Source organism: Kitasatospora sp. NPDC042419, assembly GCF_056437345.1.
Window position 1 is genome coordinate 21380 of the sequence record NZ_JBWKAW010000045.1, and the last position, 18677, is coordinate 40056.

General features: G+C 71.6%; 19 protein-coding genes and 1 tRNA gene. 8 read left to right on the forward strand and 12 right to left on the reverse strand.

The genetic code is table 11. The features are described from left to right. Positions 1-29 precede the first annotated feature (29 nt). The 8 genes from AC067J_RS41000 to AC067J_RS41035 form a co-directional block, all read right to left on the reverse strand. Positions 30-353 (reverse strand): hypothetical protein, encoded by a 324-nt coding sequence (locus AC067J_RS41000; protein WP_478307909.1) that lies wholly within the window; start codon positions 351-353, stop codon positions 30-32. Beyond that, positions 350-4147, reverse strand: coding sequence for a hypothetical protein (locus AC067J_RS41005; protein ID WP_478307910.1), 3798 nt, complete (start codon positions 4145-4147; stop codon positions 350-352). The genes AC067J_RS41000 and AC067J_RS41005 overlap by 4 nt, the downstream gene beginning before the upstream one ends. Before the next feature lie 108 nt (positions 4148-4255). Then, the gene (locus tag AC067J_RS41010; protein WP_478307911.1) at positions 4256-4636 is read right to left on the reverse strand and encodes a hypothetical protein; all 381 of its coding nucleotides are present in this window, start codon (positions 4634-4636) and stop codon (positions 4256-4258) included. Positions 4637-5033: 397 nt separating this feature from the next. Beyond that, a complete protein-coding gene (locus AC067J_RS41015; protein WP_478307912.1) occupies positions 5034-5624 on the reverse strand; it encodes a hypothetical protein in 591 nt (196 codons plus the stop codon). Continuing rightward, on the reverse strand, positions 5621-5866 hold the full coding sequence (locus tag AC067J_RS41020) for a hypothetical protein (RefSeq protein WP_478307913.1): 246 nt from the start codon (positions 5864-5866) through the stop codon (positions 5621-5623). The genes AC067J_RS41015 and AC067J_RS41020 overlap by 4 nt, the downstream gene beginning before the upstream one ends. Before the next feature lie 221 nt (positions 5867-6087). After that, positions 6088-6161: transfer RNA gene (locus AC067J_RS41025), tRNA-OTHER, on the reverse strand. 755 nt (positions 6162-6916) lie between these two features. After that, on the reverse strand, positions 6917-7126 hold the full coding sequence (locus AC067J_RS41030) for a hypothetical protein (RefSeq protein WP_478307914.1): 210 nt from the start codon (positions 7124-7126) through the stop codon (positions 6917-6919). Positions 7127-7427: 301 nt separating this feature from the next. Beyond that, positions 7428-7622: a hypothetical protein gene (locus AC067J_RS41035; RefSeq protein ID WP_478307915.1), complete on the reverse strand. Its 195-nt coding sequence runs from the start codon at positions 7620-7622 to the stop codon at positions 7428-7430. Between the two features lie 289 nt (positions 7623-7911). On the opposite strand from AC067J_RS41035, the gene AC067J_RS41040 reads away from it, so the two are divergent. From AC067J_RS41040 to AC067J_RS41055, 4 genes are all read left to right on the forward strand, one after another. Then, positions 7912-8211: a hypothetical protein gene (locus tag AC067J_RS41040; protein WP_478307916.1), complete on the forward strand. Its 300-nt coding sequence runs from the start codon at positions 7912-7914 to the stop codon at positions 8209-8211. A 157-nt stretch (positions 8212-8368) separates the two neighbouring features. Further along, entirely contained in the window at positions 8369-8950 is a 582-nt protein-coding gene (locus AC067J_RS41045; protein ID WP_478307917.1) for a hypothetical protein, read from the forward strand. A 373-nt stretch (positions 8951-9323) separates the two neighbouring features. After that, the gene (locus AC067J_RS41050) at positions 9324-9659 is read left to right on the forward strand and encodes a hypothetical protein (RefSeq protein WP_478307918.1); all 336 of its coding nucleotides are present in this window, start codon (positions 9324-9326) and stop codon (positions 9657-9659) included. A gap of 316 nt (positions 9660-9975) precedes the next feature. Next, entirely contained in the window at positions 9976-10668 is a 693-nt protein-coding gene (locus AC067J_RS41055; protein WP_478307919.1) for a TniQ family protein, read from the forward strand. 274 nt (positions 10669-10942) lie between these two features. On the opposite strand, the gene AC067J_RS41060 is transcribed toward AC067J_RS41055, so the two are convergent. Continuing rightward, on the reverse strand, positions 10943-11272 hold the full coding sequence (locus AC067J_RS41060) for a hypothetical protein (RefSeq protein ID WP_478307920.1): 330 nt from the start codon (positions 11270-11272) through the stop codon (positions 10943-10945). Between the two features lie 553 nt (positions 11273-11825). Between AC067J_RS41060 and AC067J_RS41065 the strand changes: the two genes are divergently transcribed. The 4 genes from AC067J_RS41065 to AC067J_RS41080 all read left to right on the forward strand — a co-directional run bounded on the left by AC067J_RS41065 (position 11826) and on the right by AC067J_RS41080 (position 15158). Further along, a complete protein-coding gene (locus AC067J_RS41065) occupies positions 11826-12320 on the forward strand; it encodes a hypothetical protein (protein ID WP_478307921.1) in 495 nt (164 codons plus the stop codon). 20 nt (positions 12321-12340) lie between these two features. Next, a complete protein-coding gene (locus AC067J_RS41070) occupies positions 12341-13573 on the forward strand; it encodes a hypothetical protein (protein WP_478307922.1) in 1233 nt (410 codons plus the stop codon). Positions 13574-13651: 78 nt separating this feature from the next. Continuing rightward, on the forward strand, positions 13652-14629 hold the full coding sequence (locus AC067J_RS41075) for a hypothetical protein (protein WP_478307923.1): 978 nt from the start codon (positions 13652-13654) through the stop codon (positions 14627-14629). Next, positions 14622-15158, forward strand: a complete 537-nt coding sequence (locus AC067J_RS41080; protein ID WP_478307924.1) for a hypothetical protein — start codon at positions 14622-14624, stop codon at positions 15156-15158. The genes AC067J_RS41075 and AC067J_RS41080 overlap by 8 nt, the downstream gene beginning before the upstream one ends. Before the next feature lie 298 nt (positions 15159-15456). On the opposite strand, the gene mihF is transcribed toward AC067J_RS41080, so the two are convergent. From mihF to AC067J_RS41095, 3 genes are all read right to left on the reverse strand, one after another. Beyond that, positions 15457-15762, reverse strand: a complete 306-nt coding sequence (gene mihF, locus AC067J_RS41085) for an integration host factor, actinobacterial type (protein WP_478307925.1) — start codon at positions 15760-15762, stop codon at positions 15457-15459. A gap of 223 nt (positions 15763-15985) precedes the next feature. Then, positions 15986-16924: a tryptophan synthase subunit alpha gene (gene trpA / locus AC067J_RS41090; RefSeq protein WP_478307926.1), complete on the reverse strand. Its 939-nt coding sequence runs from the start codon at positions 16922-16924 to the stop codon at positions 15986-15988. After that, positions 16921-18153 (reverse strand): ATP-grasp domain-containing protein, encoded by a 1233-nt coding sequence (locus tag AC067J_RS41095; protein ID WP_478307927.1) that lies wholly within the window; start codon positions 18151-18153, stop codon positions 16921-16923. The genes trpA and AC067J_RS41095 overlap by 4 nt, the downstream gene beginning before the upstream one ends. Between the last annotated feature and the right edge of the window lie 524 nt (positions 18154-18677).

The following is an 18677-nucleotide window of genomic DNA, read 5'->3' on the forward strand; positions in this document are numbered from 1 at the left end:
GAGGCCCTTCCGTATCGGCGTCCGGCCCGTCACCACCCGCCCACCGGCCACGATGCACAACCGGACCAACGTCCCGCAGCCGAACGCCGCTCCCACACCGCGCCCGCGTACCTCTCCACCCCGTTCATCAGCCCCATCCTCTCCTCGTCGCCGATCTGCGTCGCCACCGCGACCGGGCGCGTTCCGGGAGCGGTGAACAGCTGCAGCCGGAACGTCCCCGGCAGCCCGGGAGCGCAGAACATGGCGTCCTCCACGACGAGTCGGCGCGGCGCGGTCAGCGTGTGCGGTTCGTCCGGGCCGCCGGGGCCCGGCGCCGGATCGGGCGTCGGGCTGGAGGGGTGCTCATCGGTCATCCCCCGACCATTCCCGACCGAGGGGCGCCTCCGGCCGGCATCGTCTGGGCGAGGTCCACCTCGCCGGCTTCGACCAGGGCCAGGCGCAGCTGTTCCGTCTGGGCGGGGCGCTCGGCCGCGGGCAGGGCGACGGCGGCCTGGAGCAGGGCCCGGGCATGCCGGCGGACGTCGGCGTCGTACTCGGGGGCGGGGGCGGGGCGGGTGAGCAGGTGTGTGGCCAGGAGCAGGGCGTCGGGGTTGCGCGGGTGGCCGGCGGCGCGGGCGGCGACGTCGCCGGCTTCGGTCTGGGCCGGGGTGTGCTCGGCGCTGCGCCGGGCCAGGGGCAGCCACACGGCGTCCGGAAGGGCGAGGTCGGCGAAGTAGCCGGCGTCGGCGAGAGAGCCGGGCGGCAGGCCGGCGTCGAGCGCGGCTGTCCACCACACGTGCGCGGCGTCCACGGCGGCGCGGGCGACCGGGTCCGGTGCGGCATCGCCGGGGCCTGGGCGCCCGCGCGATCCCAGGGCGAGCGGCATGAGCAGGCGGGAGGCCGCCGCGGCGCCGCCCGGGTCGGCGGCCAACTCGCGCCAGGCGGTCGCGGGATCGCCGAGCAGGTCGCGGTGGCCGTCCAGCAGCGCGAACGCCACACGCGTGGCCGCAGCGGGCATTCCCTCGCGCACTGCGGCCAGAAGCTGGCTGCGGTCCAGGGCGGCGAGCAGCAGCGGGTCGAGGCGACCAGGTCGGCTCAGCCACGCGGCGGCCGGCGAGGGCCGGTGGGGGTCGAGCGCGTACAGCTCGGGGTGAGCGGCGGTGAAGGCGGGGGCGCGGCGGTGAAGGACCGGCAGCCGCGCGGCGATCGCCTCGGCGACCGCTTCGTCGCCCGGGCGGGCGGCAAGGATGCCGGCGAGCAGGTGCAGGACGTCGCTGGGCATCTCGCCGTCCGCGGGGGCCCGGCTGACGGCGTACTCGAGCAGGCAGTCCAGTGCGCGCACCGCCGGGTGTGAGTCCGGCAGGTCACCGGGCAGCTCCTCCCCGCACGCGCGATCGTCGGCGGGGCTCGCGTGCGCGAAGTCGGTGGCGGGGGTGTCCGGGCTGTCCGCGGGCGGTGGCGGTGCGGCAGGGCGGGTGAGGGGCTCGGTGAGCGCACGCAGGTGGTCCAGGACGGCCGGCAGGTCGCCGGCGAGGTCGGCACCGGTGCGCCACACGACGTTCAGCAGATCGAACAGGGCCCGGTCGGCGTACACCACTGCGGCGGAGGGTTGTTGGCTGGTCGCGGGGACGGGCAGGGCTCGGCGCAGGGTGAGGGCGGCGAGGGCGGCCGGAACCGGGCCGGCGGGGAGGACGCCGGCCCGGTTCCCGGTGGCGGCGTCGGCCGCCGCGGCGAGATAGAACGCGCCGAGCTCCGGCCGGGCCAGGGCCGCGAGGACAGCGGGCACGTCGGCGGTCCATGCGCCGGGGTCGGCTCCCACGAGGCGCTGCAGGACGCGGGCGTAGCCGTCGGCGCCCGCATCAGGAGCGGCGGCGAGGGCGTCGGCGGCCGCGAGCGGGCCCGCCGCGGCGGTCAGCTCGCGCAGGTCCTCCTGCCCCAGCGCGACGGTGTCCTTGAACCGCGCGGGGCGCTCCACGGCGCGCGGGTCGGCAGGTCCGGCCGGCTGAAGGCGGCGCAGCGCGGTGAGCAACGGGGCGAAGCCGGTGAGCAGCGGCGCGGGCAGGACCGGCGACCAGTCCCGCACCCGTAGCCAGGACGCGGGCGGCTCCGCGGTGCCGTCGGCCTGGCCGGTGCCGGCGGGCAGGGCCTTGTCGACCTCGGCGGCGGACGGGGCCGGGCCGAGCTCCGCTCGCGCCCGCTGTTCCAGGCCGTCGGCCCGCTCGGGCGGGCAGTCCTCGAGCACCCGGGCGGCCAGCCGGGCGCCTTCCGGCGTCGGGCGGACGGCCAGCAGCCGCGCGGTGACCTCGACCGCCCGGTCCCACCACTCCGCCGCGCCCGCGGTGCCGGTGCCGGCGGGTGGGTGCGCGGCCAGGTGGGAGGCGAGCAGCCGGTCGTGCAGGTGCGCGTCCGCAGCGGCGATCCGCGGCCATGCCCGCGTCCGCTCGGGCAGGGGGACACCGGCCGCGGCGTCCGCCGCGGCGAGGTCCAGGACCGCCCGGGCCAGGAACGGGCCGAGAAACGGGCCCAGGACCATGCTCTGGAAGGGGACTTCCTCGCCCCGGAGACGGACCTCGTCCAGGTCGACGGTGGCGAAGGCCGTGTGACCGGCCGCCTCGATGTTGCGGCGCAGCAGGCCCGCCAGCGCGCCCCGGACCGCGCGGGCCCAGCCAAACGGCCCCAGACCCGGGCGGTGGACGGTCGCCACCAGCTCCCGCAGCAGGGCGATGACGTCCTGCTCGGGCAGGAGCACAGCCCATGTCTGCTTGATCGCGTTCTCCGCCTCCAGCTCGGCGCGCGCCTCCTGGCGGCCGGCGCCATCCGGGGCCGGTTCTTGGGCGAGATGACCGCGCTTCAGCATGGCCTGAAAGGCCAGGAAGCCTGAGTCCACGACGTCCTTCAAGAGCCCCTCGACGACGAACACCCAGTCCCCGTCACGCACAGCCATCGGGAGAGTGCCCGCCCAGCGGGCCGTCAGCCCGCGCGGCCAGCCCGCCTGTTCGGTCGGTTCCCCGGCCGGGGCCGGAACCAGGACGTACGGGAGCAGGGACCGGACGCCGGCGGGGGTGAGGGCGCCGGCCAAGTCCGGGCTCAGCAGCGCGATCAGCGCGTTCGGGCCGGCGGCGGCGAGCTGGACGGCGTGCCCGGCCAGCCACGGCCGGGCGGCCTGCGGCGCGGCGGCGGCCAGGTGCTCGAGGAACGGGGCGGCCGGCCACGTACCGGTCGTCTCGTCGGCGAGCAGCAGGTGCGGCACGTGCTCGTCCAGGACGTCCAGCCAGGCCGGGGCCGGGCCCGAGCGGAAGAAGTACGCCTCGGCGCGCGGGTCCACCCAGCCGGCCAGCTCCCGCGCCTCCTTCTCACCCGGGCCGGTGAGAGCGGCAAGTTCCAGGACCCGCTTGGCGCGGCCGGGCAGCGGCACCAGCAGGTCCCGGGCGGCGGCGAGAACCTGTTCGTAGAGGGCGGCCGTGCGGGCCGGATCGGCTCCGGCGCCGTGCAGGGTTCCCGAGGTCAACCCGTACACCTCGCCCCACACGTCCAGGGCCCGTTCCTGCGTGCTGCCCAGCGCGACGCCCATCAGACGCTCGGCGATCCCCGCCGCCCGCGCCCGGTGGAAGCCGCCCGGCCGCACCAGCTGCCCGCGCAGCACTTCCGCCGCCTGACGCACCCGCGTCATTCGCCTCGCGTGTACGGCGCCCGCAGCCGCGTCGGCGGACCTATCCGCAGGCGGGCCGGAGGGTACCGGCGGCGCGGCGGCGGGTTGCGTGCGTTCGCCGGCCAGCGCGCAGCCGGCAACGTCCTTCTCCCCGCCCGCCACCGGGTCGCCTGCGGCGGTGACGGGCTCGTCGGCAGGCGCACCGGCGAGCTCGGCGGCGGGCAGGCCCGCAACGGGGAGGGCGTCGACCGCGTCCAGCAGGCCCACGGCCGCGGACTTCAGGCCCATCGCATCCGGTGCGCCCGGCAGACTCAGCAGGGCGTCCGCGGCGCCCCGCAGGCAGGACTCCGCGACCTCGGCGGGCCGCTGCAGGAAGTCACCGGCCAGGATCCTGCGCGCGTCGAGAAGCAGGCCCAAGGCCCGTACACCCGGCTCGCCCTGCGCAGTCAGGGCCCCGGCCAGCACCTCGTCGATCTCCGGCAGTGCGTCCCCGCCGACCGGCGGCATCTCGATGCTCACCGCAGCACCGTAGGGCCCGCGGGCTGGCGCCCGGACCGGAACCGGACAACCCCAGCCGCCAGGCGGCGAACACCACTGCGGAGGCGGCGGCACAACAGCGCGGGCAGGTCAGTCCTCGTCGCGGGTCTTGAAGGCCTCGTACGCCTCGTTCAGCAGCTCCGCCGCCGCCCGCGAACATCGCATCTGCGCCTTCGCGTCACGGCCGGCATATCCCATGGCCCGGCGCATCATCAGCTCCGCTGCCATGAGGAGCTGCCCGGCCTCCAGGCCCAACGGCCTGCGATCGCTCTCCATCTCGATCTCGAAGACAACCCCGTTGACCTCGCTCAGCGCCGCCTCCAGGCTCGCGCTGTCACACCGGGCCGGGTCCGTCACCACCTCCGTGGCCTCCTGCACCCAGCTCGTCAGGTGCGTCAGGAGCACCCGCCGGTACCGCTCCCCCTCTGCCTCCACCGGATCCGCGAGCTCTTCCGCCTGCGCTACGCCCATACGAACCTCTCTCCTCCACCCACGGCCGGCACCTTCATGACGCCAAGGCCCATACCGTCCAACGGCCCGGGCGCCACCGGGAAACGCGAACACGTGCGCAGGAAAGGGCACGGGCCGTGCGGAGTTCAGGGTGACGCCGAACGGCCACCGACCGAGAGCGCCGCCGGAGCCGCCCAGAGAGGCGACCGACCGCAGCCGGAGGACACCGCGAACGACCGGCACGACCCGCAAACACGCAGGCCAGCAGGGGACACCACAGGCAGACAGGGCTGGGACGGCGAGTGCCGAACGAAGCGCCGCCGCCCGGGGCAGGCCCGGGCGGCGGCGTTCGGTGATCGCGCTCCCTGAGAATCCGTCGCCTCTGCGCAGAGGGACAGCGCGCACGGAGGTGGAGGGGTCAGTGCTTCTTCCAGCCCGAGAGCGTCCAGCGCAGTCCCGCGTCCAGGTTCCGCCCGCACAGCGGGTGGTGGCAGAACTCGGTACTGCCGTCGGACAGGGTCTGGGACCCCTTGCAGCTCATCAGCCAGCGGTCGACGGCGGCGCGGACTTTCTCCTCCCGCGGGCAGAAGCCGGCCTCCCGTACGAGCGCGGCCTTCAAGGTGGCGGCGGTGCCGGTTCCGTCGCACGTGCGCGCTCCGTAGCCGGTGCCGTGCCGCGCGATCAGCTGCTGGTCTGTCACCTCCACCACGTCGCCGCAGACGCGACAGGCGGTCCAGTACATCCGGCCGGTGTTCCGCGGGTCCCAGTGACGCGTCCACGCCACCTCGCCCGGCTTCGGGCGCGTCGCGGAGTCGGCGCGGTCGTATGGGCCGGTCACCTGAGGCGTGTCCCGCCAGTGGTGGACCAGGTCGCCACCCTCATGGTTGAGACGGAAGACCTTGACGGAGTACGCGGTGGCGTCGAACCAGTAGCGGACCCCGTCGATGAGACGCTCCCACGACGTGCCGCCGCTCGCGCTGAGTGTCCTGCGTGCGGAGATCGTGGTCATGCCGGCTCCTGGTCGATGACGGAAGGGTGGTTCTGGCAGACATCCATGAGGCCCGACACGGGCTCCGCGGTACCACCGGGCCAGCCGACCTTCCGCCCCTCGGGCGTGACGCTGCGGCCGTAGCAGTGCAGCACCTCCGGACAGTTGTCCGACATGCTCCAGTCGTGCGGACTGTGGGCGTCGGCGAGGGTGCAGTAGGCGGGCACCCTGGTACAGGGCAGAGCGGGAACGAAAACCTGCATCACGGGGCGCTCCAGGGCACGTGCTGGGGAAAGGGGCTGGTGGCGAGGTGTGGGAGCACCGCCGCCGCCCGGGGCTGGGGCCCGGACGGCGGCGGTGGGTTCGGCGATCGCGCTCCTGGTGGGGGGTGGGAGCCATCACCTCTGCGCGCCGTGGGGAGCGCGCAGGGACGGAAAGCTGAGAGCGGCACCCCCGACGGGGGGGATGACAGGGGCGCCGCCAGTGACCTCGACGGGATTCGAACCCGCGGCCTCCCCGCAACAACGGGGCGAGCTAACCAGACTGCTCCACAAGGACTTTCCGGACGCCGGAAGGGACCGGATCAGGTAGGGCCCCCGTGAAGGGGGGCTTGCCCATCACCTTCCCGACCGGCGGCCGGGCCACTCGCGGTCCCTCCCCAGGAACCGCGAGCGGCGCGTGTCGGCCAGGCCAGATCCGCTGGGGGCGCTTCACCTCCCCACCGACACGTCGTGCGGGTACTGCTCCCCGCTCCTCCCCCTCACCGGGGGCGTGCTGCTGACACCACGAGCTCCAGAGGGCGCGCTTTCCCTCCTTCAACCCGCACCGGGGATCAACCGGGCAGGTCCGATCGCCACCGGGCAGGACGACATCAGCCTCACGACCCGCCATCCCGAACCCCCGGTGACACTTAAAGACTACATCACCATCACCACGTTACGCAAGAATTAAGAGGAATGGATTACCCACCCCCGCACACCCCACCCCCAGCCGCCCGGCAGACCACCACCCCGGCAAGCCCGCCACACACCACCAACACCCCCGAAGCCCCCACCCACCCCACCCCGAACCGAACCATCCACCGAGGCACGGACGCCACACAGGCAGCGCCCCAGGCGCACTGCACCTCAGAACGCCGCCTGACGCCGGGAGTTCAAGCCGCCGCGCACGCACGCCGGCGCCGACCCCAGCCAGCACACGGCGAAACGAACCCCCACCAACATCCACAACCCAACACAAGAGACCCGACAGAGACCCCCCGCCACACGGGCTGAGCACGGATGCCACCAGAGCCCGCCACCACCCATGGCCCCTTACACAGCACGCATCGCAAGGACGATCTCCGCGAAGTCCTCTGCATGAAGGCCGCAGCAGTCGGCCATCCCACACCTGTTGTCGTCGGTGTCGTCGAGGACGTTCGCAGCCTCGTCGAGAACCGCGTTGCGGTAGCCGTTCACCAGTGCCGTGCGCTCATGTTCGCCGAGGTGGTCCAGCGCTGCCGCGAGCTTCTCGTGTGCGTCCAAGTTCCCTCTCCTTATGGCGTCTGGGTCAGGCCGTGACTGTCGGACGGCGAAGGCCCGCGTAGGGTCGCTCAACCCGGGCGGCAGGGATGCCCACGACAGATGAGCCTGCGCGTAGCCATCAGCGGATTCCAGGCCGGTGACGGTGACTTCGTGACTCGTGATGACGCGAAGAGGTCCTTCCGCGCCGCGCCCGGACTGCCGGACGGCCACCGCCCAGCCCACGGCCCGCGAGACGCTCGAAACTCGCCTGAGGCCCGCCAGGCGGACCTGCGCGCCAAGTGGGCGCGGCATCCGCTGAGGTTCAGCGGGTCCGCAGGTATGCGCAATCGATCCGGTCGAGGCGCTCAACGAGGGCCTCGACCTTGGCCCTGACTCCAGCAACCGCGTCACGGAGCACGAACATCAGGGCCTCGCGAAGCGTGAATGGGTCTCCGAAGTCACTCGCGCACTCCACGCGCACGAGCTCCACGTCACACTCGGTGACCGCGCCGGCCACGACAACCTCCTGCACACCCGGCAAGCGCTCGGCCCGACGCCGCGCCCCGACAGCTGTCGCGCTCGCCCTCCGGAAGGAGGCAAATGCCCCAGGCAGCAGGAGAGAAGCACTCCATCACAGCGCAGCCGCGGGGACCCTGCCGCTCCCCGGGCGACCCCATGGCGCCGGTGCGGCTCTGCGGCCACGGCATCGGCCGAAGCGCGGGGTACACCTTGAACTCTTAATAATTGCAGATAGCGCTACCTTGTTATACACTCTTAAGAGTTCTCCGGGAGGGAAGGAACCCCTCATGGCCAAGGCCACCTACTCCACCGTCCGCAACTACCTCGGCAAGGAATTCAGCCTGAGCCGGACCTCCACCGGGCGCCGCTCCGGGCAGCGCTGGTCCGAAGGCGTCCAGGTCCGAACCTCGCACACGCTCGGCGTGGTCGTGGACTACGTGGAGAGCCACGCGACGTGGCGCTCTGACGGTTCGCTCCGAAAGAGGAAACTGAACGCCGTCCGGGAACGCTTGGAGCAGCGCTTCACCGTGGAGGATCACTTCGCCGGTGACGGCCGCATGGTCGTCTCCGACAAGCTGCCGAGCTGAGCTCGCCTCGCGCCACGCATTCGCGGCCGCTGTCCCCTCTGCGCCTTCCGGCCCTCGCTAGCGGTTCCTCGGCGACTCCTGACCGACTCATCTGCCGGGGCGCGCCCCACAGTGCGTCCTGGCTCCGCCTTCCGCTCTCACAGAAGGACCAGCACTCATGAACACCGCCACGACCCCGATTCTGCCCTGGGACACCCGCGTTCAGCGCACCTCCGACGGCCGGTTCGGCACCATCACTGCGTACGGCGGCCGCGGGAACGTCATCACCTGGGACCAGGCCCTCCGCCCCGAGGGCCGCCAGTACACCCGGGACGATCTGGTCGAGCCCGACTACCGGGTCTTCCTGCCCGTCCAACACTGCACCGACTGCGGCCACCTGGTCGACTACGACGCGGTCGACGACGGATACACCGACTGCTGCAACGAGGGCGCGTGCACGTGCGCCGCCGTGAACGGCACCTACCAGTGCGGCACGGAACAGCCGGCCGGAGCGCAGGCCGAGCAGCGCGCCCATGAGCTGAACCGGGCGGCGTACCTCGAGGACGAGGACGGGGCCAGGACCAAGGCGCTCCGGGTGGGAGGGCTCGCGGTGCACGCGTACATCGACGCCGAGCGCGGCCAGTTCATCGTCTCCGTCCACCCGGACACCGGCGACATCCCGGCCGACCTGCTCAGCCCGCGAGGCACCGTCCCCCTGCACATCACGGTCAACGACGACGTGGTCTACGACGCCCGCTGAGTCGACCACCGCCGGGGCGCGGCACCCCCCTCCCCCTGCCGCGCCACGGCCCCTTCTCGGCAAGGTCGCTGCGGCCCGCCAGGGGCCCGATTGCCCGCCGGGTCAAGGGCGGATGTCTTTTTGGCCGCGGAAATCTACGCCGCCGTGTTCGCGGTGGTGGAGGCCGAGGAGGGCCCCGCAAGGACGCGGAACGGCTCACGCCCGCCCAGGCCGAGGAGGTCATGGGGACCGTGCGCAGCGCCGCCCGGAGCGTCTGCGAGGAGGTCACCAATCCGCGGACCAGGTACGCCGTCACCGCTCGACACGCCCGGGGCGCCTCACCGCTGCGCTCCTGGGTCCCTGCCCACCACAGCTTCACTGAGGAGAACCCACCATGTCGACCACGACCACCACCCCGCCTGCCGCGTACATCGCGCCGCCGACTCTGCCGGGGCACACCTGGCGCAGCTTCAACCCCAACAGGTCCAGCTCGTACGGGTACCTGGCCGACCACATCGGGGCCGGAGAGACCCGTAGCGGGTTCGTCTACCACCTGATGACCACGGCCACTCGCATGGGCGGCGAGATCCTGCGCATCCCCGCCGACGTCGACGACGACGCGCAGTGGACCCGAGTCCGCATCCGGGGCCAGGCGGAGCTGCGGACCGCCATGGCCCAGATCCGGGCGGCCGAGGCGAAGGACGACCCCACGCCGGACGCCACCACATGACAGCTCCCCGGGGCGCCGCCGGGCGCCCCTGGGCCCGTCTTCCCTCGGACGTTCGCCGTGCAGACCGCCGCTCTGTTCGGCCTCCCGGCCATCCAGACCCCGCCACCCACGGCTGCCGCGGCGCGCACTGACCTCTTACAATGATGGGCGCACGAAGGGCAACCGCGCCGCGCCCGGTCCACATCCACCTCGACGCCCACACCGTCGAAGGGGACCGCAGACGTCTGAGACTCGCGCGAGCGAACCCGTCATGCCCTCCTCCTGGACGGCCGGCGCGTGTGGGGCAGCAGGCCGGACAAAAGGGACGTGAGACGTCATGACCAACCCCCGTAAGCGGGAGCAGGACCGCGCGGTACGCGCATACAAGCGAGAGCACCCCGGCATCACCCTGGACCAGGCCCGCGCCGCTGTCGCCGCCCGCGCCGGTCGGCAGTCCGGCCTCCCGGCCCGGATCGCTGGCGCTCCTTCGCCCCAGGCCGGCGAGCAGCTCGACGGCTACGTCAAGCGCGTCGCCGCGGCTGTCGGCGTCCAGCAGCACCGGGCCATGGAGCTCCTGGGCCTTGAGCCCGGTGCCTCGGCGACCAAGCGCGTGGCCGAGCTCGGCCACGGCCTGCCCGACGCCACCGTGAGGGCCCTCGCCGCGTCCACCGGCATGACCCCGGAACAGGCCCGCGCCCTGACCACCCCGCGCGCCGCCGACCAGGGCTCGGGCATCGAGGCCCTGGCGCGCCAGCTCATGGGCGAGAAGCACCTCCGGCGCGGCGGCAAGGGGAAGACACGTACGGAAGGGCCGGAGCTCGCCCGCCTGCTCGCCGAAATGGGCAGGCCGCCCATCCTGTTCGACCTGCTCGCCAACGAGTCACACAACATTCCCTACCGCCATGCCATCGTCGATATCGACTGGCCGTTCGACTCCCCCAGGCCCGTCGACCCCGAGGTGTTCAAGACGGTCGCCCAGGCCCTCGGCATCGAGCAGGAGGACAGCGCGGACACGCCGCCGCACGAGTAGCGCGGCAGCGGGGCCGGGCCGCTGACGGCCGGGCAGCGGCCCGGATGATCGACTGGGCTTGGGCGATGCGCGGTCCGGCGTGGATCGACGCTGCCCTGTGGGGGATGCGACTGGTCCTGGACGGCAGGCAGACCCTCGAACAGACTGCCGCCTGGGCGCTGACCATCCCCGCGTTCGCGACAGCCCCCGGGAGGCTGTCGTGGTCCTCACCGAGGCCGAGGCGCTCTCGTGGGAGGACTGGCAGGCATACGGGGCGACCGGGCTGGGGCGTGTATTAGAAGTTGCTGGTGTGCTGTGTGGGCCGTCCGGGGAAGTCGCGGGCGGCCATCCAGATCGTGAGGTCGCGGGCGATCTGATCGATGCTCGTCTCGGTGGCGACGTCGTGTTCGAGGCGTGTGGTGTCGCGGCGGACGACCTCGTAGCCGCCTTCGTCCAAGACCGCGACCGAGGTGAACCAGGCTGGATCGTCCTCGTCGGGCTGGATGACGACGAAGGTGTTGTCCAAGTCGTTGAGGTCGTCGATCAGCATGAGCAGCGCATCCTCGGACGGATCCTCGATGTGGTCACCGCTCTCGCACTCGGCCCGGTAGTACGCAGCTCCCATCGGCCCTGTCTCCCTCAACCCGCTGATCTGATCGCGGCCAGAATGACACGCGGGGCTGACACTTCGGGCAGGTCACAGCCATTCGTTGATCGCGGCGATGAGGACGGTTGCCTCGAAGCGAACCGCGAGCTTGTCGAACCGGGTCGCCACCGCCAGCGGATCCCGTAGATCAACCGCCGCCGACACACCGACGGCCGGCCCCGACCGGCAACAACGGCCCCAGTGATGGGGCTCGACGAATCTCCCCACCCGGCGCTTGGGGGTGGGACAGACCTGCTCGCCGAAACTCCCCACCCCCTGGGCGCTGACCTGCGGTCGGGCGCCACAGCGGAGGGGCCGGCCGATAGCCAGACAGGTCCAGGGGCGGGGCGAGCTGTCCAGGGTGGGCAGAGCCCAGCGCGAAGCGCCGCCGAAGGCGCCCTTGACCGCTCGGCGCGGCCCGCACACTCCACGAGCGGGCGGCCCCGACTCCAGTTGCCGACAGCAACCGACTGGGGAACGAAGAGCCGCCCTGGGGGAAATTCGAGATCCGCATCAGAAGAACAGGACACCTGTGCCCCAGAGCACCCTCGAGAAGCTCATCGCTCACTCCGACGCTGCGAGTGCCGATGCCATCCGCGAGGCCGCCGTCACGGCCGGCCTGATGTGGAAGTGCAGCCACCATGCTCAGCCCGCCTATCAGCCCAAGTCTGAGGAGTTGTGCCCCCAGTGCGGGCGGAACCGCGACGGAAGCCCCCTGGCGGATGTGAAGCCCGGCCGTTACGCCGTGCCCGACTCCTTGTGGGAGGAGCTCCGCGACGAGGTCGCCAAGTACTTCCGTGCACAGGGTTTCGAGCCCCTGCCGGACGCGGTGACCTTCCCGTGGGAGTCCGAGGACGACGAGGACAACGGGCCCTGGTCACTGACCGTGCTGGTCACCCACCACGGCGGTCGCCGGCGTGACCACCTCACGGCCCTCACCCACACGGTAATCGCGAGCCTTCTGAATGAGATCGCCATCGCCGTAGAGCCGGCCCGGGAGAACCTGCGTGTCAGGCTCTCCCTCTGACCCCTCGCACCGGAAGGCCCATGCCCTCGTCGCCCACCATCCTCAACCTCCAAGTCCGTCTCCCCCGAACACCGATCGTTGCCGTCGAGACGAGCGTCCTGGAACACGGCCGCACCCGGTACACCGTCACCGGCCGACGGCTCAGAGGCTCCTTCACCGTGGTTCCGGTCACCACCCACAAAGGCCCGCTCACCGACCGCAACGTGATCGTGCAGCTCGGCAACGGACCCGGCCGGGTGCGAACCTACACGCCGCGCGTCGACGAACCCGTCGTCAACGGCGTGAGAGTCCACGGCTCCACCGACGCCCTCGATCCGGTGACACTGCGCCGCCACACTCACCTGGCGTCGACCGGCCTGCGGGTTCTTGTCGGTGACTCCTCCACCCGGCGGGTCCCCGACGGCGCACGGGCGGTGATCGAAGCCGTGGTCACCGCACTCGTGGAGCACTGGTGGCGGCGGCCGGACCGGGAGGTTCTCGTCGCGGCCGCCATCCGGCAGATCGCGGCCGACCACGTCGCTCACGAGCGACGCAAGATCGCCGTCCTGGAAGCCGACCTGACAGCGGTCCGCGCGCAGCGTGCAGCCGTACGCAAAAGCAGCTCCCAGCTCGTCGGCGCCGTACGCCGGTTCCAGCCCGCCCTCCGACCACTGCAGGACCTGCCGGTCCGCCTGCACCCCGTTACCCTCAGCGGACAACACCTCGGCGAGTTCCTCGCGCGGGAGTACGAGGTCAACGGACAGCCCGGGCGCGTCGTGTACGAGATCACCGGGCCACGGATCCGCATGGGCCTGGTCACCTTCGGACCAAACATCTACGACTTCTCACCGGTTCCTGGCGGCCTGTACGCCTGCTGGGGAGTGCCTCTCGATCAAAGCCGGCCCACTGAGGAACGCGCCGGAGCGCCGGCCGTCAACCAAGTGCAGATGATCGGCGGCTGGGTGAAATCCAGCGTCGCGGACATCCACACGGCAGACGTTCCCGTGCATGCGCCCACGATCACCGCCGAGCGTGCGGCCGCCATCATGCGCGCCCTCGCCGCGCTCTTCTTGTCCCGGCCCGACCTGGAGGCCCTGCGCATCGCAGCGGCCAAGGCCAACGCACCGCAAACCCGGACCATACTCAACCGGGATCGGGACCGCCTGCGCACCGCAGAGGCCGCCATCCACCGGAAGATCCGGTCCCGTCGAGCACGCGAGGCCCACTTCACCACGTTCCTGAACCCCCGCGACGGAGCTGCGCATGCCGGATGACCCTGTGTACCTCTCCCAAGGCGCAGCCGTCCCCGCTCTCCCCTGCGTTCCTGGCCCCCCACGAAAGGGACACTCCTCATGGCCCCTCACACCCACGTCAAGGTCAAGCGCATCTACGAGTTCGGCCCTGGCCGTTTCGTTGCCGAACTGATCTTTCCGGCCTCCCGCCGCGCACGCGCCCGGCAGCATCACGCCATCGCCAGCGAGCTCGCACGTATCCATGATGTTGAGGCACGCACCCCCTCGGCGGGGAGCCCCTGGAGGCTTGACGCCGCGCCGGCGAAGAGCGGCAGTGAGCCTCGCGGTCCCGGCGGGTTCCGCCTGAAAGTCCACGGCAAGGATCGGTCCCTCGCCCGGTACCTCGCCGCCCTCGTCCGCGTCATGACAGAGCTCGAGCGCCTGGCCACGCGAGCTGCCCGGGCCCTCGGCTCCTGGCGCCGGTCGCTGCTCGTCCAGCTGTCCGGCCAGCTCGACCAGGAGACACCGGCAACGATGCGTGCACGCGCTCGCGCCTTCCGCGGCGACGTCCTGATGACCCTCATCAGTTTCCTCGCCCAGGGCGCGCCTCGGGCCGGCCACCGAAGCTTCTCCGCACCGTTGTGGGATCAGGCGTCCGCCGTGGCTGCTGAGCTCTGGCGGGCCACCGGAGGCGTCAGCGCGTGGGACGTACCTGAGGACGAGGTCCGCAAGGAGCTCAAGGGGATGCTCCGGGTCGAGCTGTCTGTCATCGAGGACGAACCGATCCTGATGGCACACCGTGTCCCGGACACCGTCGAACAGCTTCCCGAGCTGACCGAGATGGCGACGCAGGCGGCGGCCAAACTCGCGTCCGCCCCTGTTGCGGCTCCGCACCGGCACCGGCCGGTGATCGCCCGCCTGGGTGGGAGGCACGACCGCCGCGCGACTTGCCCCACCTCCAGGCAGTCCTGGTGCTCAACGCTCGCCTCCGGCCTGCGTCCGACCAGACCGGAAAGCCAGACGGTTCCGGACACCCGCCGGGCCGCTCGGCCATCCCAGCTCGACATGCCGTACTCCCGAAGGACCCCCTGTGCCTGAACTGCCCGAGATACTCGCCTCTTTCGCCGAGGGCGACCACGTCACCGTCGACGGCGTCAACACCTTCGGCCGCAACGTGATCCGAACCGGTCACCTGCTCGGCCCCATCAAAACGGTGACCGCCCAGCGTGAAGGCACACCCATGCCGGCCTGGCGGGTGTTCGTCGGACTTCGCGGTGTCAGCCCCGAGGAGCGTTCGACCTGGGTCACCCTGTTCGCTGACAAGGGCACGATCGTCCACAGCACCGAGCCGGACGCCGATCAGTGGTCGCACACCGAGCTGCGCGAGGTACCTGGTGTCCGTGCCTCGAACCACGGGCTTCGGATCGTGTTCGGCGGCAAGGGCGGTGCCCGCTCGGCCGTTCCTGCTCAGGGCACGACCGTGAACGTGGTCTACACCGACGGCGGCATCTACGAGCTGTGGGAGGAAGGGACCGATACCGTTCACCTCGCCTGTCGCCTTGCCACCCGGATCTGGTGGAAGCCCTGCCCGCGTGAGACGTCAAGGCCGGCGGACAGCATGTCGTGAGTTTCCGGGGCAGGGCCCGGGTTGATGCCGGAGCCGAGCGAGCGATCTCCTGGCGACATGGCCCTCTGGCGGCGGTCAAGCCCAGCTACTCCGGCCGGCCCGGTCCTCCCCGCGTGTCACGAACCTGCTGACCCGCCCGGGCAAAGGTCAGACAGTAGGGGCTGGCCATGACCTTCGTATGCGGGGGGCGACAGAAGTTCGAGAACTCCTGTCGCCCTTTCGCGTCATCGCCCTGAGGAACGGCTGTCGATCTGCCGGATCGAACGTGCATCGACGGCAAGCTGCTGCGCCGTGCCCTTCAGTTGAACCTGGCCAGCAGGCCCTCCCGCTGTCGGAGACCGAGGCCCTGGACGCGGCGGTTCTCGGCGATAGCGAGTTCGTGCATGACCGCCTGGGCCCGCACCTTCCCGACGCCAGGAAGGGCCTGCAGGAGCCGCTTGGCTTTGATCTTGGCAACGATGTCCGAGGTGTCCTCCAGCACCTCTGCGAGGCTGCGCTTCCCGTGCTTGAGTTCGTCGAGTATCAAGGCCCGTTCCTTGCGGGACTGGAGGGCTGTCTGAAGTGCGGCGGCTCGCTGTTCGGGGGACAGCGTGGGGAGGGGCATGGTGTTTCCTTTCCGGTTGGGCTTCAGTGGGAGCGGCTTCGGGCACCGCGGGTTCCGGTTCTGGGGGTAGCCGCCTCCTCCTCCCATTCCTCCTGAAGTTCGGCGATCAGGTCCGGGTCCGTGTACCGGGGTTCCAAGAAGATCGCGCGGAAGTCGGGTTTGGGAGAGGTCGGAGGCTGGCGACGCGTGGCGGGAACGGTCTCGGTCCGGCGTGCGCGGGGCATCAAGGACATCGGTTCTCCTGGAGTGGCGTCGGGGCCGGCGAGGCCTGCTGAGGGATCTCATCACGTGGGTCCGACAGGACCGGGTACAGGGCGCGGTTGGATCGAGGGCGTCCCGGTCCGACAAGGGCAGCCGCGAAGTCGCCGACCAGTGAGCCACTGGTACGCAGGCCTTCGGATAGGCCAACTCCGGTCATGGTTCGAAGGAGAGGTGTTCCGATGACGACGCCGTCAACCAAGTGTCGGATGCTCGCGGCCTTCTGAGGTGTCGAGATTCCGATCCCCGTGACGACCGGTGTTGTAGTAGCGGCCCGGACACGGCTGATGAGCGTTGCCAGGGCCTGCGCGTCGATCGGTCCCGTGTGCCCGGTGGGGGCTACGGATGCGGGGACGTAGATCCATCCGGTCGCCCTCTTGGCGACGTCCAGGAGGTGGCTGCGGTCTGCCGGGCGGGAGAGCAGGTGCGGGGCGTGCAGTCCGGCAGCCCTGGCAGCACCGGACCACAGGTCGGCCTCGTGGGCCGGCAGGTCAACCACCATTGCGCCTGCAGCGCCTGCCGCTGCCAGGTCACGGACGAAGCGCTCTGGTCCGTAGGAACGCACCGGTTCCCAGTAGGTCATGACGACCACCGATGCCTGGGTGGTGGTCGCGGCACGTTCGACACTGCCCAGTGTGGAGCAGATGTCGACGCCGTCACGCAGCGCTTGCCGGTAGGCAGCCGCAATCAGTGCGCCGTCGAGGTGGGGTTCGTGGTGAGGTACGCCGATCTCGAGGACCTCAGCACCCGAGGCGGCCGCGGTCCTCAGGACGATGGTGTCGGTGCCAGGTGAGGGGAAGCCGGCGGGCAGGAAGACGCCGAGCTGTGGGTGGGGGCGGCCCAAGCGGTCGGTGAGATCGACGGTGCCCGGGACCGCGGGGCTGGATGGTGGCTGGCTGATCACGTTGCCCCCGTTCGCGCGGGCCCGACCTTGACGACCGCGCGGGCAAGGACGTCGTCCAGGTGCCGGTGTGCCTCCTGGGAGGTCTCGGCGCTCACCAGGGCGAAGCCTGCTTCGGTGATGATCGGCTGCGCCACGGTCGGGCTGACGGTGACTGCGTCCCCGGGCTCACACTGCCAGGTCAGCCTTGCCAGGCGGGAGTTGTCGCCTGACCGGAGGCCGCGTCCGTTGACAGTGCCGGTCGACCGTGGATAGATCACCCCGAGTGCGGCGGTGCGGGCGCGGGTCTCCCTCAGTCGCGGGGTGCGGCCCGTGGCCAGGGCGATTGCTGCCCGCCCGAGATCGACACCCGTCGCATGCCGTACGAGCTCGCCAAGTTGGTCCGCACCGTATACCGCCTGCACCTCAGTGACCCGGAGACCGGAAAGCGTCTGGGTCATCTCCACGCGGCCGATGCCGTGGGTGATCCCGATGGCCACGAGGGCGCTGGCCGCCGTCGGGGTGACGACGTCAAGGAGCGGGTCGTTCGCAGTGACACTCCATCGGACTTCCCGGGCATGGGGTCCCAAGATGCGCGTACGCCGGCTCACCGCGACGACGGTGGTAGCACCTCGTTCGCTGACCGTGACAACCGTGTACTCGTCGCCCTTGACGTGTTCCTCGACGAGGACGCCGCGTCCGTCGAAATCGCGCGCCGCTCCGGCGCAGGCGATGTCCCATGCGCGAGGCAGGTCCGTGATGCCGTCGGCACGCACAACGCCTGCTCCGTCGGCGAAGCCCGTTGGCCTGAGGACAACGGGAAAGCCGAGGCGCTCGGCTGCGGAGGCCGCTGACTCCAGACTGTGGACCCAGTTGAACGCGATGGAGGGCACCTCTGCTGCGGCCAGGCACTGACGGGTGGCCGCCTTGTCGCTGGCGGTTGCAACCACGACGGGCGAGTTGCCGGGGAGGCTGAGGCGCTCCGCGACCCAGGACGCAGCTGCGGCCCTGGACTCGTCGAACGCGACCACGCCGGTGATGGGCCAGAACTGCCTCAGCTGCTCGACGGCCCTGCAAACGTCTACGGGGTCCCGGAGGTCAGCTGGAGCCCATCCGTCGAGGTAAGGGAGCTGCCAGGTGGGGTTCCTGTGATCAATGAGCAGCAGCGAGAAGTCTGTGGCGGCGGATTCGAGTACGCGCCGGTGCACGGCTTCAGGCCCGGCCCCGAGGACGAGGATCGCGGGAAGGGACATGGGGGCTCCTGGGAGATGGTGCTCTGGCGGTGTGCCGAGGAAGTGCGCCACAGGCGAGCGGCCCGGCCGATGCGTCGGCCGGGCCGTTTCGCGTCAGGCAGCGGTGCCATCCGCCTGCTGGGACCGACGGCGGGAGTAGACGCCCGCTCCGACCGCAGCCGCGCCGGCCGTGACCATGAGGCCAGCCGCATATGCCAGTCCGGTGTCGAGCTGGCCTCCCGTGTGTGCCAGGGAGCTGTCCGCCGCCGGGGTAACGGTGACCGGCTGGAGTGCCGCGATGTGCCGCGCGCTCGAGGCGTCTCGGTCAGCGGCGCCAGCCGGCCCCTGGTCATGGTCGGCCGCTCCGTCCCCGGACGGCTCCGGCTCGGGAGTCGGGCCGGAGTCCCCCGGGGCGGTGCCCGGACCGCCGGGCTCACCCCCCGGCTCGGGGTCGGTGCCGGGGCCCGTCCCCGGGTCCGTGCCGGGGCCCGTCCCCGGGTCCGTGCCGGGGTCGGTGCCCGGATCGGTGCCCGGGTCCGTGGCGG